The organism is Vibrio scophthalmi LMG 19158, from assembly GCF_000222585.1.
In the GTDB taxonomy this organism is placed as follows: domain Bacteria; phylum Pseudomonadota; class Gammaproteobacteria; order Enterobacterales; family Vibrionaceae; genus Vibrio; species Vibrio scophthalmi.
Genome location: NZ_AFWE01000073.1, coordinates 131,864 through 146,888, shown reverse-complemented (window position 1 = coordinate 146,888; position 15,025 = coordinate 131,864). Strand labels below are relative to the sequence as shown.

Genomic DNA, 15,025 nt, shown 5'->3' with positions numbered 1-15,025 from the left:
TATCTAAGCTTATTTTACTCGTAATTTCGTGCTTGAAACGTCAAGGAATGTAAATCCTATAACCTTCATCGCAATTAAAATTCGCCCCAATTGGTAGCAAAACGTTCAATTACAGGCATCTTTGTCCAAAAAGGCATCATTCAACTCAAAATCAGAAGAAAAACGCTTTACAGTGTTTATGAGTTTGCTATGATGCGCTCCGAACTTGAGAGATGCGTTGGGAAAACTTCTTTTAAGTATAAAAATACCCTGGAGGGGTTCCCGAGTGGCCAAAGGGAGCAGACTGTAAATCTGCCGGCTCCGCCTTCGATGGTTCGAATCCGTCCCCCTCCACCATATTCTTCTTGTGATGCTCTAAGAGATATCGTGAGAAACCACTTGATTGTCGTGTTGGGAAAACAGCAATTAAGCTTACTTTGTGAAGAGTAAGAAAACACCCTGGAGGGGTTCCCGAGTGGCCAAAGGGAGCAGACTGTAAATCTGCCGGCTCCGCCTTCGATGGTTCGAATCCGTCCCCCTCCACCATATTTTCTCTGCTTTATTAAAGTATGAGAACAACTTGAATGATGTGTTGGGAAAACCTCATTTAAGCTTACTTTGCGAAGAGTAAGAAAACACCCTGGAGGGGTTCCCGAGTGGCCAAAGGGAGCAGACTGTAAATCTGCCGGCTCCGCCTTCGATGGTTCGAATCCGTCCCCCTCCACCATATTGTTTAAAAAGCCAGCTCTTTGAGTTGGCTTTTTTCATTTCTGCACGATCTTATACCGACCTCACCTTAACGCCCTGTGCTGTTTTCATCCCCCTATTCAACACAACCAGAAATGGGAAATGTTAGGCTGAAATTTTTACCCTATTCAACCTACGGCACTGAGCTAAAATAGTTCAATCTTAACGACTTGAGTTCCCCTTTGATGACTTACCAAATTGAAGTATGTATCGATAATTTAGAATCCCTTCATCAAGCGATTACTGGTGGCGCTGATCGCATCGAACTTTGCTCATCTCTGGCACTAGGTGGCCTAACCCCAAGCTTTGGCTTTATGCAACGTGCTGCCGCACTATCTACAATTCCAGTCTACGCCATGATTCGCCCTCGCCAAGGCGATTTTATTTACGATCAAGATGATATCGATGCCATGCTACTGGATATCAAAGCGGCGGCACAAGCTGGATTGCAAGGCGTTGTTTTTGGTGTCTTAACCGCGCAAGGCCATATCAACATGCCTCAAACTGAACGCTTAGTGGCAACGGCAACAGAATGCAATTTGGGGGTGACTTTCCATCGCGCTATCGACCAATGTAGTGATATTGAACAAGCCATTGAGCAAATTGCACAACTCGGTTGTGAACGTATTTTAACCTCTGGTTTAGCCGCGAATGTTGAACAAGGTGTCACTGTACTCAAACAAATGGTCACACAAGCCAATGGTCGTTTTTCGGTCATGGCCGGAGCAGGTTTAACTGCGGACAATGTGGTTGCGATTACCACACAAACGGGAGTGACCCAGGTGCATCTGTCTGGAAAATCGACTCGCCCTAGCGTAATGGAGACCCTCTCTGATGAGGTAAAAATGGGTAATAATTCCATTGATGATTTCATCATTCCCGTTACGGATGGTAACAAGATCGCCGCCGTTGCCCGCCAGTTAAACCAATAACCCCATTTAATCGCCCGCAAACAGGTGTTAGCATGAGGAGGCACATAAGGAGAGTGGCATGAACAAAGATCTGTTTTACAGTTTAGACCTAAACCTACTGAGAACGTTTCTTGTCCTCTCACAAGAGCGCAATATGCGCAAAGCCTCCAAACGCCTGTTTGTCTCACAGCCGGCGATCAGCCAAGCGCTGCAAAAGCTGCGTCATCACTTTGCCGATGAATTATTTGTCAAAGTGCATGGCGGTTTAGAGCCTACCCCATTTGCTCAAGATCTGGCTGATGCCATCACACCTCATCTCGATGGTCTTGCCGCAAGTCTAAATCGCAATCAAGAGTTCGACCCAAAAAACATCGACATGCCGTTGCGTATTGCCGTTGCCCCCATCGTTCTCACTTGTTTGTCTGGTACACTTTTTCAACGTCTGCAGGAAGTGGCACCAAACTGCAGTATCGAATTGATCAGTTGGAGTAAAACCACCTTCGATGAGATCAAAAATGGAGAAGTACTGTTTGGGATTAACTACGACAATGATTTCCCTCAGCACATTTACTCTCGACTCCTAGTTGAACTGACCTCAAAAATTCTTGTTCGACAAGGCCACCCGGTTAATCAACCCAGCGTTGATGCCCACGATATGCAAGGGTATGACATCGCTTCGATCATCATCCCCGGTTGGAATGAGAGTTTTAGCCTTGCCGCTGAGGTGATGAGACGTGAGGGCATTGAGGTCAACGTGAAATTTCGCTCTGAATTTGTCATGGCCGCCGTCGATGTAGTCACTCATAGCGATCTCTTTCTTCCTCATTCGAACCTATTTCCAATTCATAACTTCCCGCAGTTACGCAGTATGACGGCACACGTCAAAGGCCAACCATTTCATTACCCTGTCTACGCTTATTACCATCGTAAATATCGTCATAACCCCCTGATAAACTGGCTCTATGACCAAGTTCTACATGTTCTCAACGAACAAATAGCTAATAAGTAAAGTTTATCACCCCAATAAGTCACAACCATTAGAGCGATGAATTACTTATCACTATCATGGCCCGTGTTCCCACTGCTTCGTTATGGATGGCGAATAAGGAAAGGCTGAAGAGTAACCGATAAGGGTTCATTTTTATTGACCTGTTTGTCAGCCAGTTTCCACCGCCTTAGGACGAGGCAAGGTGACCGATTTTTACTGACTTTAGGTTATGACTATGAAAAAGACTCTCGTCGCATTCAGTCTATTGGCAAGCTTTGGCTCATTCGCTTCAGGGCTGCATATTTCACCAGAACTAAAATTAGGCCCATATGTGGGTTCGGGGAATTTAGGCGGAGGCTTACAAGTCGGCATAACTGACGTGCTTGGGTTGGACGCGTTATATGTGAGTTATAGCCATACTTCGGCCAAGATTCTAACTGACAAAGATCGGCTTAAAACCTATCGTGTTGGCGCACAATATAACTTACCCAAAGCACCTATGGTTGGATTTCAATTAGAGATTGGTGGAGTGGAATATGAAGGTAGCCGCCACTATTTCTTCTCGCCAAGAGAATACAGAGACGGCACGGGGATCAGCACTGCGGGCGCTTGGGTACTACAAGTGAACGACCATCTGGGTTTTCGCGCCGGCATCGACATTAACTTTGTCGATAAGAAAGATACTTACTTGAACAGTAACTTTTCGACCACCTTCAGCACCGGTATCACGCTGCGTTTTTAACGCAGCGCATCATCGATACTTTGATCACCAAGATGGCGAACGTCCTTACCTTTAACGAAGTAAATAATGTACTCGCAGATGTTTTGGCAACGATCACCAACACGCTCAATCGCACGAGCCGACCACATAACTTGTAAGATATGGGGGATATTTTTCGGATCCTCCATCATGTAAGCCATCAGCTGGCGCACCAGCGCTTCATACTCAGCGTCCAAACGGTCATCGAGCTTATACACCGCAGCGGCTGCACCAACATCCATACGAGCAAAGGCATCCAACACTTGATGTAACATACTCACTGCCTGACGGCACAATGGTTCAAGCGAGACATTAAATTGATGCTCGCGAGTTGAAGGGTTTTCCATCGCGACTTTGGCAATGCTGGTCGCAACATCCCCAATACGCTCAAGATCCGTGATGGTTTTGATGATCGCCATAATCAAGCGCAGATCTTTTGCCGTGGGCTGACGCTTGGCAATAATTCGCGTGCATGCCTCATCGATCGACACTTCCATCGCATTCACTTTATGATCATCACGCACCACTTTTTTCGCCAGTTCCATATCCTCTTTAAGCAATGCTTGCATCGCAAAAGAGAGCTGCTGCTCAACGAGGCCTCCCATGGTAAGAACATGGGTTCGAATCGACTCTAGTTCGACATTAAATTGACCTGAAATGTGGCGTCCAAAGTTCATGAATAAAGTGTAGTTCCTTGTAAGATAAAAACAGAGATAGTGGGTATTTCTCAATCATAGCCGTGATAGTGGCTTATTTGCACTCAACATTGGTGCTAATGTTAGCCATACCGACCAGTAATGTAGTCTTCTGTCTGCTTTTTCAATGGCGAAGTGAAAATAGAATCCGTGTCTGAGTACTCGATCAACTTTCCCATATGAATAAAGGCAGTATGGTCGCTCACTCGCGCCGCCTGTTGCATGTTATGGGTCACGATCACCACGGTATATTTGGTTTTGAGATCGTTAATCAGCTCTTCAATGGTTAATGTCGAAATAGGATCCAAAGCGGAGGTCGGCTCATCTAAGAGTAATACTTCAGGTTCTATCGCTATCGAACGTGCAATCACCAATCGCTGCTGCTGACCACCTGATAACCCAAAAGCATTTTCATGTAAGCGATCTTTGACTTCATCCCATAGTGCAGCTGCTCGTAGCGCTCGCTCAACCGCATCGTCTAATACTCGGCTTTTCTTAATACCTTGTAAACGAAGTCCATAAACCACGTTTTCATAGATCGATTTAGGGAATGGGTTTGGCCTTTGAAACACCATCCCCACACGACGACGCAACGTCGCCACATCCACATCTGGTTCGTAGACGTTTTTACCATGCAGTGTCACACGGCCATTAACGCGGCAACCTTCGACTAAATCATTCATACGGTTAATGCAGCGTAATAAGGTCGATTTTCCGCAACCCGATGGACCGATAAACGCCGTCACCTGACCTTTAGGAATACGCATCGAAATATCACTCAACGCCTGCGTATTTTGATAGAACAAGTTAAGCCCTTCGATCGAAATCGCGGTTTGCTCATCACTGAGATTGTTCACATCTAATGGGGTTGGGTACCCTAGCGCTTGATTGACTGAAAACATGTTTAGTCTTGTCCTAAAGTTCGGTATTTTTCACGCAAATTGTTACGGATGCTGATCGCCGTTAAGTTAAGCCCGATGATCACCGTAACCAACAAAAAGGAAGTGGCATAAACCAGAGGTCTCGCACTTTCAATATTGGTGGTCTGGAAGCCTACATCATAGATATGAAAACCTAAGTGCATGAACTTGCGCTCCAAATGTAAATACGGGAACTGTGCATCAACGGGTAGGCTTGAAGCAAATTTTACGGCCCCCACCAGCATCAGTGGTGCTACTTCACCGGCGGCACGGGCAACCGCTAAAATTAGCCCAGTGATAATAGCCGGACTGGCCATCGGTAAAACGATACGCCACATAGTCTCAAACTGAGTTGCACCCAGCGCTAATGAACCATGACGCACTGAGTTAGGAATACGTGTTAAACCCTCTTCTGTGGCAACAATTACTACCGGCAAGGTTAATACTGCCAGGGTCAATGCCGACCATAATAGCCCCGGAGTACCAAACGTTGGCGCTGGTAATTGCTCAGCATAAAAGACGTTATCAATCGAAGCCCCTAAAATATAAACAAAGAAGCCTAAACCAAATACACCGTAAACGATCGATGGCACACCGGCTAAGTTAATGACCGCTACACGGATAATCCGCGTAAAGAGGTTATTCTTGGCATATTCATGTAAGTAAATCGCGGCAACCACCCCTAAAGGCATAACGATCACCGACATAATCAAAACCAGAAGTACCGTACCAAACATGGCAGGAAACACCCCGCCTTCCGAGTTTGATTCTCGTGGATTATCGGCTAAAAACTTCCATACTTGCTTGCCCCAATGGACGCCTTTTTCCATAAACGTCATTTGATTTGGGTACCACATATCCAAAATATGACTCAGTGGGATTAACATCGTCTTCCCCATCATATCTTGTACTAACAAACCTTGTTTGGCTAATTTGGCACGTAAATCATCAAGCTTAGCCTCCGCTTCAGCCAACCGTTGGCTATAGAGATTCGACTGAGCCGTATAGCGATTAATAAACTCTTCGTTTTTAAGGCTGTTTTGCGGATGATTAAGTTCATATTTACGCTTTTCAAGTCGTAAATCATTCGCTTGCGCACTGATCACGCGGATCTCTTGCGTAATGATCTGATTAATCTGCTCGCGCACTGAATGGCTGTAATTTAGAGCTCGCTTGAGCTCGGATTGATATTGTTCTAGCTTGGTTCCATCTGCAAGTTGATAAGCGATAGGTAGCCCATAGAAGTCACCACCTCGAGTTCGCTCTATCACCGCCCAACCTTGTGGTTCGCTACGCTTTAGTACATCAATTTCTAAAATAGAAATAAAATCAGCCGGATAGATATCACGATTTGCGACCTTAATCCGTAAGCGTTTCACCTTGCCACTTTGCTCTACGTGAGGGGGCAAACTAATGTCCATCTCTTTCAAATGACTGATAGGAACGTATTCTTCAGCATAGAGCTGACCAACCAAAATCTGACCTTCATCGGTTGTCCATTGGTAAAGTGGCGCAGGCCAAAAATACGAGAGCCCTTTCCAGCCAATAAGCAGCAACAAGCCAAGCACTGACAGCAAACTAATGCTGACCGCTCCGCCCGTTAACCAGATCCATGGTGCGCCTGATTTTAGCCACTTAAACACGTTGGTTGATTCCTATTAATTGCCCATTACAAAGCACGGTATTTTTCACGTAAACGCTGACGAACCCATTCGGCTAACGAGTTCACAGCAAAGGTAAAGACAAGCAAGATCAGCGCTGCGAGGAACAGTAAGCGGAAATGAGAACTACCGACTTCTGACTCTGGCATCTCAACCGCAATCGTCGCGGAAAGGGTGCGCATGCCTTCTAAAATATTCCAATCAAGAATGGGCGTATTACCGGTTGCCATCAAGACAATCATGGTTTCACCCACCGCTCGACCTAGCCCCATCATAATGGCAGAAAAAATACCGGGGCTGGCGGTGAGTAGCACCACATAAATTAAGGTTTGCCAAGGTGTCGCACCCAAAGCCAATGAACCGTCCGACAAGTGCTTAGGTACAGAAAAAATCGCGTCTTCAGCAATGGTAAAGATGGTCGGTATTACCGCAAACCCCATCGCAAAGCCGACAACAAGTGCATTACGTTGGTCAAAATCGATACCTTGTAGATCGAGAAAAGCACGCACATCACCATCAAACAGCCACATCTCTACGTTACTACTCTGCTGCAAAATTACCACGGTTAGTAATACAATCACCGGCATTAATATCGCCGCATGCCAACCATTAGGCAAACGACGCGTCCAGCGACTTGGTAGTAAATGCCACATTGCGCCAATCGCCACGATGGTAAACGGCAACAGCAACAATAACGCCGCCACTGCGGCAAGGTGCGTTTCAACAATTGGGGCGAACCATAAACCGGCTAAGAAACCGATGATGACGGTTGGCAACGCTTCCATCAATTCAATTGATGGTTTCACCACTCGGCGCATCTTGGCTGTCATAAAATAAGCGGTATATATAGCGCCTAGTACTGCAATTGGAATTGCAAACATCATGGCAAAAGCCGCGGCTTTTAAAGTACCAAAGGCAATTGGTACTAAACTAAACTTGGCTTCAAATTCATCACTCGCCGAGGTCGTTTGCCAAACATATTGCGCTTCTGGGTAACCTTCATACCACACTTTCTGCCACATCGAAGAGAGTGAGATCTCTGGATATGGGTTATCAATGTGCGCCACACTCAATTGATTGCCTGACAAAGCCACTAAATATTGCTCGTTATTCGCCATGCCCGCAAGTTGCGGCACTTTTTCGTAAGCACGCTTGAACATCACCAGCTTTTCGCTCGTGGTATAGTGGCTTTGCACGGTGCCATTAATGTAAAAGCTATAAAAACCTTTGCGGTAAGTATCTGGCAGTAAAAATTGCAGCTCTGCGGCCAGTTTAAATTCACGGATATGAGTGAGATGACGCTGACCGTCTTTCAGGACATCAAACCATTGTGACACTAAGCCATCTTGGTGGGTCACGAGCAATGAATAAGCCCCTGATAGCAAGTCAATATCGCTCACCGCGTGCTGCTCTTTGCCTTGGCTAAGATCGACAATTTCTCGAATAACAAACGCATCGCTATGCTTTTTCGCCACATAGAGCTCAGAGCCAGCACGTAAATAAAGCGTTTTGCCATCTGGGGTTAATAGCAGTTGTTGCACATCGGCTATTGGGGTTTCAAACTGAAAGTCGCTAATGCTGGCATCTTTATTTTGCCAACGGATTCGCACTCGTTGATCGCTAAAGTAGCCCGCTAATATCACTTGTTCACCCTTAGCGAAGGTGAAATTTTGCAACTCAACATCAGGATAAGAGAGGTCGAAAACTGGCTGCCAACGCGTCACTTTGGGGGTAAAAAGACGCCCTTCATTTTCCAGAGTACTTGCCATTTGTGGCTGAAAAAGGGCAACGTCACCATTTTTAGCCGCAAACGCATACCAACCTTGTGCTCTGGGCATTTGAGAAAACAAGCTATATTGTTGACCGAAATTAACCGATAACTGTGGCTGCTCTGAAGGCTGAGACAATGGCCAAAAGTCCAACTGTCCTTGCTGGGAGATAACAAAAGCGTGTTCACCATAATCATCAATACCCGCCGCAACCGGAGCTGGAGTGGTGATAGTTTGACTTGCTACATTAGGCGTAAATTTGGCATCCGAAAAGAGAGGCAGTACCATCATCGCTAGATAAATGAAGATTAAGACCAATGCCGCAAGCACGCCAACACCGCCAAACGTCACCGCTAAACGCACTAAACGATCTTTGACTAGCCGCTTTCTATCTTTTTCGCGTAATGAAAATTCGGCCTTTGCCATCTCAACCTACCTAATATTGCCCGACGATAGAGTATTTCGCCAAGATGACAATTATATTACAGTTGAAAATAAACAACTGAAAAGAATCAACTATCCTGACGCCGTTTCTTCCTCGACTGTCACACTAATCACATATTATTTTTGCTACCTTTGTAAAAATATTGCAACAACAGCTACTTCATAAATAAAAACACCTTCTATTATTGTTGAGTACTGAATGAAGATTTGGTGCAGCACTACGGAAAAAGTCGGCTTTCATCCATCGCGGCTTCAGTTAACTTTACTAACCACATATGTAGGCAAAGATAACCCATGAATCCAATTTCGCAGACTCGTTATATTGCCGCCATTGATTTAGGCTCCAATAGCTTTCATATGGTAGTAGCTAAAATAGTTGGCCAAGAGCTACAACTGGTTAGTCGTCACAAGCAACACGTTCAGTTGGCCAATGGTCTCAATGAACAAGGCGAGTTAGATAATGCTGCTATCGAACGCGGCTTAGATTGCTTAGCGATGTTTGCCGAACGTATCCAAGGTTTTAAACAAGCCGATGTGCGTATTGCTGCGACATATACTTTACGCCAAGCCATCAATGCTGATGAATTTATCCAGCGAGCCCGACGAATCTTACCGTATCCGATTGAGATTATCTCTGGCGCCGAAGAAGCGCGTTTGATCTATCAAGGAGTCTCCCACACTCAATCGCAATCAGACAGTAAGCTGATTGTTGATATTGGTGGCGGCAGTACCGAAATCATTTACGGTTCGGGTTTTGAGCCAGAACTATTAAACAGTAAACCGATTGGCTGTATTACCGTTACGCAGCAATTTTTTGCCAACGGAAAGCTATCCCACACCAACTTTACCAATGCCATTCTAGCTGCAGAGCAAAAGTTAGAATCTTTAGCTCACCATTATCGTCTCAAAGGGTGGTCAAGTGCCTTTGGTTCTTCTGGTACGGTGAAAGCGATCCGAGATGTACTGTGTGGCCTTGGCTATCAAGATTGCGTGATTACCGCTAAACGGCTGCTGCAATTAATCGCACTCCTATCCGAAAAAGGGAACATTAATGATATCGAATTGACTGGCCTTACCGATGCACGTAAGCCCGTATTTGCCGCAGGCATTGCGATTATGTATGCGGTGTTTGTTGGTCTGAAAATCCGCGAAATGTTTTACACTGAAGGTGCGTTACGTGAAGGCTTACTCTATGAAATGGAAGCTCGTTTGAAACGTAGTGACATTCGTATGCGTACCACCGAAAATTTAGCGATTAAACACCTTGTCGACTTAGAACATGCTGCACGAGTAAAAGGACAAGCGCGTGAGTTTCTGCAGCAAATTCACCAACCATTAGCCATAAAACAGCACTCCGAGTTATTTGATTTACTCGAATGGAGCGCTTTATTGCATGAGGTTGGTTTAAGCATTAGCTTAAGCGATTATCATCGCCACTCCGCTTACCTACTTCAGCATAGCAACATGCCGGGCTTCAATATTGAGCAACAACGCGTGCTCGCCACCTTAGCTCGTTTTCAACGCAAATCAATGAACTTAAATGAAATAGAAAACTTCTCTCTCTATCAAAAACCACAGCTGCTGAGTTTAATTCGAGTATTACGTTTAGCTATTTTACTCAATAGCCAACGCAGCGACTCTCCACTGCCTCCATTTGAGCTCACGATAACCACACAAGATCAATGGCAGCTAAGTTGCTCTGAATTTAACTGGCTAACAAGACATAAGCTACTCAACGCGAATCTACTCGCAGAGCAAGCTTACTGGCATCAACTCGGATGGCAATTAGAGATTCATTAGGCCAAGTAGTGCAAGCCACGACGAAGGCAAGTCAGCATTCGAACACGCCTTGCACGATATGATGTTTAAATCGTTAATCGGTTATTGATAGCTAATGCCGACTTTTTCCAGCTCTTGCTGCGCAATTTCTGGAGAGATCGCCACATAACCATCTTGCTCCACCAGCTTCTGCCCCTGTTGCGAATAGATAAAACGAATAAACTCACGCTCAATCGGTGACAGTTCTTTATGTGGGTGTTTATTTACATACACATAGAGGTAACGAGAGAGTGGGTACTTACCTGATAAGATATTAGCTCTTGTAGCATCGACGTATTGATCACCCTCTTGGGCGATACGCAGACGTTTTACCCCAGAGACCTTATACCCAACACCAGAATAGCCAATGGTGTTAATCGCCGAAGCGACAGATTGCACTACCGAAGCGGAACCTGGCTGCTCATTAACATTATTTAAAAAATCCCCACCACACAGTGCGTTTTTCTTAAAATAGCCATAAGTTCCAGAAACAGAGTTACGCCCAAATTTTTGAATCGCTCGCTCAGCCCACTGGTAATTCAACCCAAGCTGTTGCCAGGTTTGAATCGGTTCTGTTCCACCACAGCGCATCGTGGCCGAAAAAATACTGTCGAGCTGAACAAAGTTAAGCCCTTCGATTGGGTTATCCCGATGGACAAAAATGCCAATCGCATCAATAGCCACTCTCAGCTCGGTCGGCTTATAACCAAACTCACGCTCAAAGGCTTCTATCTCTCGATTACGCATTGGCCGGCTCATAGGGCCAAACTGTGCCGTCTGTTCGGTTAAAGCAGGGGGAGCCGTGGCAGAGCCTGACGCTTGAACTTGACCATTCACCCCCGGATAGAGCTGTTGGAACTCCTCTACCCATAAGGTCGTCATTCCGGCCAACGTATCAGACCCAACACTGGTGAGTGCACCACTAATGCCAGGCACTTTATGGTATTCCCGTAGTGGCTGCTCTGCATGGGCAGAAAAGCTCGTTGCGCCGCTAACGATACCTGCACTCATCACCATACAAGTAAACCAATGCGACAAACGAGGTTTCGTTAAATATGCCATTACTTCACCACCAAACGAGTCGGTAGAACAAAAGAAAACTTACTGCCCACGCCAACTTTGCTCCAGATATCTAAATGGGAGTCATGGTGAGAAAGTGCGTGTTTGACAATTGCCAACCCTAACCCACTGCCGCCAGTATCACGCGAACGCGCTTTGTCGACACGGTAAAAACGCTCAGTTAAACGATGAATGTGCTGCGGTTCGATCCCTTCGCCGCTGTCAGACACTTCTAAGCAAGCACCTTGGCTGGTTTTATACCAACGCACATGCACATCGGCACCGGCTGGCGTGTACTTAACCGCATTGTAAACCAAGTTGGATATCGCACTGCGTAGCTGATCTTCATCACCCAAAACTAATAAAGATTGGTCAACATCAAACCGTAATTTATGCTGCTGATCGCCACTTAAACTGATCGCTTCTTTTTCCAATACTTCCAGCATCACTGGCACATTAACCACTTCATCCAGCTCATGCATTGGCGCAGCTTCAATTTTCGATAAGGTGAGTAATTGATTTACTAAGCTATTCATACGATTGAGCTGCTCGGTCATGACGCCATGCGCTTTTGGCCACATAGGCCCAACCAGCATTTCAGGATCTTCGGTCATCTCAAGGTAACCTTGCAGTACCGTCATTGGCGTACGCAATTCATGAGAAACGTTGGCAAAGAAATTACGACGCATACCTTCTAGCTGCTTCACCTGAGTAACGTCACGGACCACCATCAAGTGTTCACCTTCGGTATACGGCACGATACGCAGTTCCAACATGCGTTCGACATTAAGTGGCGAGCGCATCTCAAGCGGTTCTGAAAAATCTTGTTTGGTGAGGTATTTGATGAAATCCGGCGTGCGGATCAAATTGGAAATTGGCTGACCAGAATCATCAGGCCAACGAAAACCCAACAAATGCTGCGCGAGTTTGTTGCACCAAACGATATTGCCTTCACTGCGAAAAACCACCACGGCATCGGGCAACGATTCCGCACCGTTACGGAAACGGCGAATAAGATTGGTCAGCTCTTTACGCTTTCTGCGCTGGCGCTGCTGTAAACGATAAATGCCGTTAAACAGGTGCTCCCAATTGCCGGTTCCTGATGGCGGAGTAAGACGCTTCTCATCCCACAGCCATGCTGACAAACGCATCTGATTATGCAGATGCCACACAAGCTGCAAAACCGTGGCTGCTAGCAGCAACCACGGCATGTAACCGAACATCCACCCCACAATGATCCAAGGGGTGTAAAAAAAAACCAGCTCACGGAGCAGTTTCTTCCAACTTAATCGTTCCACGAATATTAAGCCTTGGTTGAGAAGCGATAACCCGCACCGCGAACGGTTTGAATCAACTTATCGTGCCCTTCCGCTTCCAGTGCTTTACGTAGGCGACGAATATGGACATCAACCGTACGGTCTTCAACATAAACGTTGGTACCCCAAACGTTATTAAGTAGCTGTTCACGGCTGTAAACGCGCTCTTGATGCGTCATAAAGAAATGCAGCATTTTGAATTCAGTTGGGCCCATATCCAATGCTTGATCATTGGTGGTCACACGGTGTGAAACAGGATCCAGTTTAAGGCCTTGTACATCAATCACATCTTCAAGTGCAGTTGGTGTAACACGGCGAATCACTGCTTTTAAACGCGCAACCAATTCTTTTGGTGAGAATGGTTTGGTGATGTAATCATCGGCGCCAACCTCTAGGCCACGCACTTTATCTTCTTCTTCACCACGTGCCGTCAGCATCACGACTGGAATGTTGCGTGTCAGCTCTTCGCGCTTCATATGTTTGATGAAATTAATACCGCTACCACCCGGTAGCATCCAATCAAGTAGCACAAGATCTGGGAAGGGTTCCGCCAATTTCGTCACCGCGGTGTCGTAATCTTCCGCTTCGACGGCTTGGTAACCTTTCTGTTCAAGTACAAAGCACAGCATCTCGCGAATCGGCGCTTCATCTTCAACAACAAGAATCCTTCTAGACATAATTGAATAACCTTATGGTATTGAGCTAATTGAAATTGAGACGCAAGCGCCTCTCGATGCATAAGCATTATTGCTAGTAATTATGACACTTTTGTGACCTTTGAAAACAAATTTTCATGGAAGCTTCTTAATCAAACCTTTTAACTTTCATCAATTCGCGCTAGCGGTTGCGAATTTTCAGATCCAATAGGACAAGCGAGAAAAAATTTCCTATCATGAGGCCACTAATGCCAACGTCGTTAAAGTAGAGAAACAATATGTGGTTTAAAAACTGTCTGGTTTATCGTGTAAACCGTGAAGTCGACTTCAAAGCTGACCAATTAGAACAGCAACTGGCTGAATTCCGCTTTACCCCATGTGGTAGTCAGGATAAGCAAAAATTTGGCTGGGTTTCAGCAATGGGCCGTCATGGTGACATGATGACTCACCTGTCAGAAGACCGCATTCTCGTGTGTGCCAAGAAAGAAGAAAAAATGCTGCCAGCATCAGTAATCAAAGATTCACTGAATGCCAAAGTTGATGCGCTTGAAGCGCAGGAAGGTCGTCCTCTAAAGAAAAAAGAGAAGGACAACCTAAAAGACGACATCATTATGGATCTTTTACCGCGCGCCTTTAGCCGCAGTAACTACACTTCTGTTCTTATCCTACCAAAACAAGGGTTTATCCTAGTTGATGCGAGCAGCTACAAGAAAGCAGAAGACGTATTGGCGCTATTGCGTAAAACCATGGGCAGCTTGCCTGTGGTTCCTGCTATTCCAGAGAACTCGGTTGAGACAACGCTGACTGAGTGGGTGAAGACAGGCAACACACCAGCGGGCTTCTCTATGCTTGATGAAGCGGAATTAAAATCAGTTCTAGAAGAAGGCGGCGTGATCCGTTGTAAGAAACAAGAGCTGACCGCAGACGAAATCCGCAGCCATATTGAAGCCGATAAAATGGTGACGAAATTGGCCGTGAACTGGCAAGATCGTATCGAGTTCCTTCTGGCTGAAGATGGCAGCATTAAACGCCTAAAATTCTCAGATGAATTAAAAGATCAAAACGAAGATATCCCACGCGAAGATCAAGCGGCACGTTTCGATGCTGACTTCTCATTAATGTGTGGCGAGCTAAGTGCATTTTTACCCAATTTGTACGACGCATTAGGTGGTCTCCCTAATCCAAACGCTTAATTCTGACTTCTAAGCCCTCTTTCGAGGGCTTTTTATTGCCCGCCAGATCCCAGTTTTTCCTAGTCACTCATCACATTTTAACGTAAAATTTGCGCCCCTATTCCATCAG

Annotated in this window: 12 protein-coding genes and 3 tRNA genes; 8 read left to right on the top strand and 7 right to left on the bottom strand. The window is 45.7% G+C overall.

All coding sequences use genetic code 11. From position 1 onward, the window contains the following. The first annotated feature begins 251 nt into the window (after positions 1 to 251). The 6 genes from RH88_RS06035 (at position 252) to RH88_RS06010 (ending at position 3,367) form a co-directional block, all read left to right on the top strand. Positions 252 to 336, top strand: a tRNA-Tyr gene (locus tag RH88_RS06035). A 104-nt stretch (positions 337 to 440) separates the two neighbouring features. Beyond that, a tRNA-Tyr gene (locus RH88_RS06030) sits at positions 441 to 525 on the top strand. 96 nt (positions 526 to 621) lie between these two features. Continuing rightward, positions 622 to 706: transfer RNA gene (locus RH88_RS06025), tRNA-Tyr, on the top strand. A 205-nt stretch (positions 707 to 911) separates the two neighbouring features. Then, entirely contained in the window at positions 912 to 1,658 is a 747-nt protein-coding gene (locus tag RH88_RS06020) for a copper homeostasis protein CutC (protein WP_005594187.1), read from the top strand. Positions 1,659 to 1,716: 58 nt separating this feature from the next. Next, a complete protein-coding gene (locus RH88_RS06015) occupies positions 1,717 to 2,646 on the top strand; it encodes a LysR family transcriptional regulator (RefSeq protein WP_005594185.1) in 930 nt (309 codons plus the stop codon). 214 nt (positions 2,647 to 2,860) lie between these two features. Beyond that, a complete protein-coding gene (locus RH88_RS06010; RefSeq protein ID WP_005594184.1) occupies positions 2,861 to 3,367 on the top strand; it encodes a hypothetical protein in 507 nt (168 codons plus the stop codon). Here the strand turns inward: RH88_RS06010 and phoU are convergent. The 4 genes from phoU to RH88_RS05990 form a co-directional block, all read right to left on the bottom strand. Further along, positions 3,364 to 4,062, bottom strand: a complete 699-nt coding sequence (gene phoU, locus RH88_RS06005) for a phosphate signaling complex protein PhoU (protein ID WP_005594183.1) — start codon at positions 4,060 to 4,062, stop codon at positions 3,364 to 3,366. The two genes, RH88_RS06010 and phoU, sit on opposite strands and share 4 nt — an antisense overlap. Before the next feature lie 101 nt (positions 4,063 to 4,163). Beyond that, on the bottom strand, positions 4,164 to 4,982 hold the full coding sequence (gene pstB / locus RH88_RS06000) for a phosphate ABC transporter ATP-binding protein PstB (protein ID WP_005594181.1): 819 nt from the start codon (positions 4,980 to 4,982) through the stop codon (positions 4,164 to 4,166). 2 nt (positions 4,983 to 4,984) lie between these two features. After that, complete coding sequence (pstA, locus tag RH88_RS05995; RefSeq protein WP_005594180.1) at positions 4,985 to 6,643, bottom strand: phosphate ABC transporter permease PstA; 1,659 nt, start codon at positions 6,641 to 6,643, stop codon at positions 4,985 to 4,987. A gap of 26 nt (positions 6,644 to 6,669) precedes the next feature. After that, positions 6,670 to 8,856 (bottom strand): ABC transporter permease subunit, encoded by a 2,187-nt coding sequence (locus RH88_RS05990; protein WP_005594179.1) that lies wholly within the window; start codon positions 8,854 to 8,856, stop codon positions 6,670 to 6,672. Positions 8,857 to 9,168: 312 nt separating this feature from the next. Between RH88_RS05990 and ppx the strand changes: the two genes are divergently transcribed. Next, positions 9,169 to 10,674, top strand: a complete 1,506-nt coding sequence (gene ppx, locus RH88_RS05985) for an exopolyphosphatase (protein WP_005594178.1) — start codon at positions 9,169 to 9,171, stop codon at positions 10,672 to 10,674. Positions 10,675 to 10,755: 81 nt separating this feature from the next. On the opposite strand, the gene RH88_RS05980 is transcribed toward ppx, so the two are convergent. From RH88_RS05980 to phoB, 3 genes are read right to left on the bottom strand one after another with little or no spacing between them, the layout of a single operon-like run. Continuing rightward, entirely contained in the window at positions 10,756 to 11,703 is a 948-nt protein-coding gene (locus RH88_RS05980) for a PstS family phosphate ABC transporter substrate-binding protein (protein ID WP_241212162.1), read from the bottom strand. A gap of 50 nt (positions 11,704 to 11,753) precedes the next feature. Then, positions 11,754 to 13,049: a phosphate regulon sensor histidine kinase PhoR gene (phoR, locus tag RH88_RS05975; protein WP_005594176.1), complete on the bottom strand. Its 1,296-nt coding sequence runs from the start codon at positions 13,047 to 13,049 to the stop codon at positions 11,754 to 11,756. Between the two features lie 5 nt (positions 13,050 to 13,054). After that, positions 13,055 to 13,744, bottom strand: a complete 690-nt coding sequence (gene phoB / locus RH88_RS05970) for a phosphate regulon transcriptional regulator PhoB (RefSeq protein WP_005594175.1) — start codon at positions 13,742 to 13,744, stop codon at positions 13,055 to 13,057. A 257-nt stretch (positions 13,745 to 14,001) separates the two neighbouring features. On the opposite strand from phoB, the gene rdgC reads away from it, so the two are divergent. Further along, on the top strand, positions 14,002 to 14,916 hold the full coding sequence (gene rdgC, locus RH88_RS05965; RefSeq protein WP_005594174.1) for a recombination-associated protein RdgC: 915 nt from the start codon (positions 14,002 to 14,004) through the stop codon (positions 14,914 to 14,916). Positions 14,917 to 15,025: the final 109 nt, after the last annotated feature.

What these genes read in the sequence shown, in the direction of transcription:
- RH88_RS06020 (WP_005594187.1), top strand. Translation starts at nt 912, where the DNA reads ATGACTTACCAAATTGAAGTATGTATCGATAATTTAGAATCCCTTCAT.
- RH88_RS06015 (WP_005594185.1), top strand. Translation starts at nt 1,717, where the DNA reads ATGAACAAAGATCTGTTTTACAGTTTAGACCTAAACCTACTGAGAACG.
- RH88_RS06010 (WP_005594184.1), top strand. Translation starts at nt 2,861, where the DNA reads ATGAAAAAGACTCTCGTCGCATTCAGTCTATTGGCAAGCTTTGGCTCA.
- phoU (WP_005594183.1), bottom strand. Translation starts at nt 4,062, where the DNA reads ATGAACTTTGGACGCCACATTTCAGGTCAATTTAATGTCGAACTAGAG.
- pstB (WP_005594181.1), bottom strand. Translation starts at nt 4,982, where the DNA reads ATGTTTTCAGTCAATCAAGCGCTAGGGTACCCAACCCCATTAGATGTG.
- RH88_RS05990 (WP_005594179.1), bottom strand. Translation starts at nt 8,856, where the DNA reads ATGGCAAAGGCCGAATTTTCATTACGCGAAAAAGATAGAAAGCGGCTA.
- ppx (WP_005594178.1), top strand. Translation starts at nt 9,169, where the DNA reads ATGAATCCAATTTCGCAGACTCGTTATATTGCCGCCATTGATTTAGGC.
- RH88_RS05980 (WP_241212162.1), bottom strand. Translation starts at nt 11,703, where the DNA reads ATGAGTGCAGGTATCGTTAGCGGCGCAACGAGCTTTTCTGCCCATGCA.
- phoB (WP_005594175.1), bottom strand. Translation starts at nt 13,744, where the DNA reads ATGTCTAGAAGGATTCTTGTTGTTGAAGATGAAGCGCCGATTCGCGAG.
- rdgC (WP_005594174.1), top strand. Translation starts at nt 14,002, where the DNA reads ATGTGGTTTAAAAACTGTCTGGTTTATCGTGTAAACCGTGAAGTCGAC.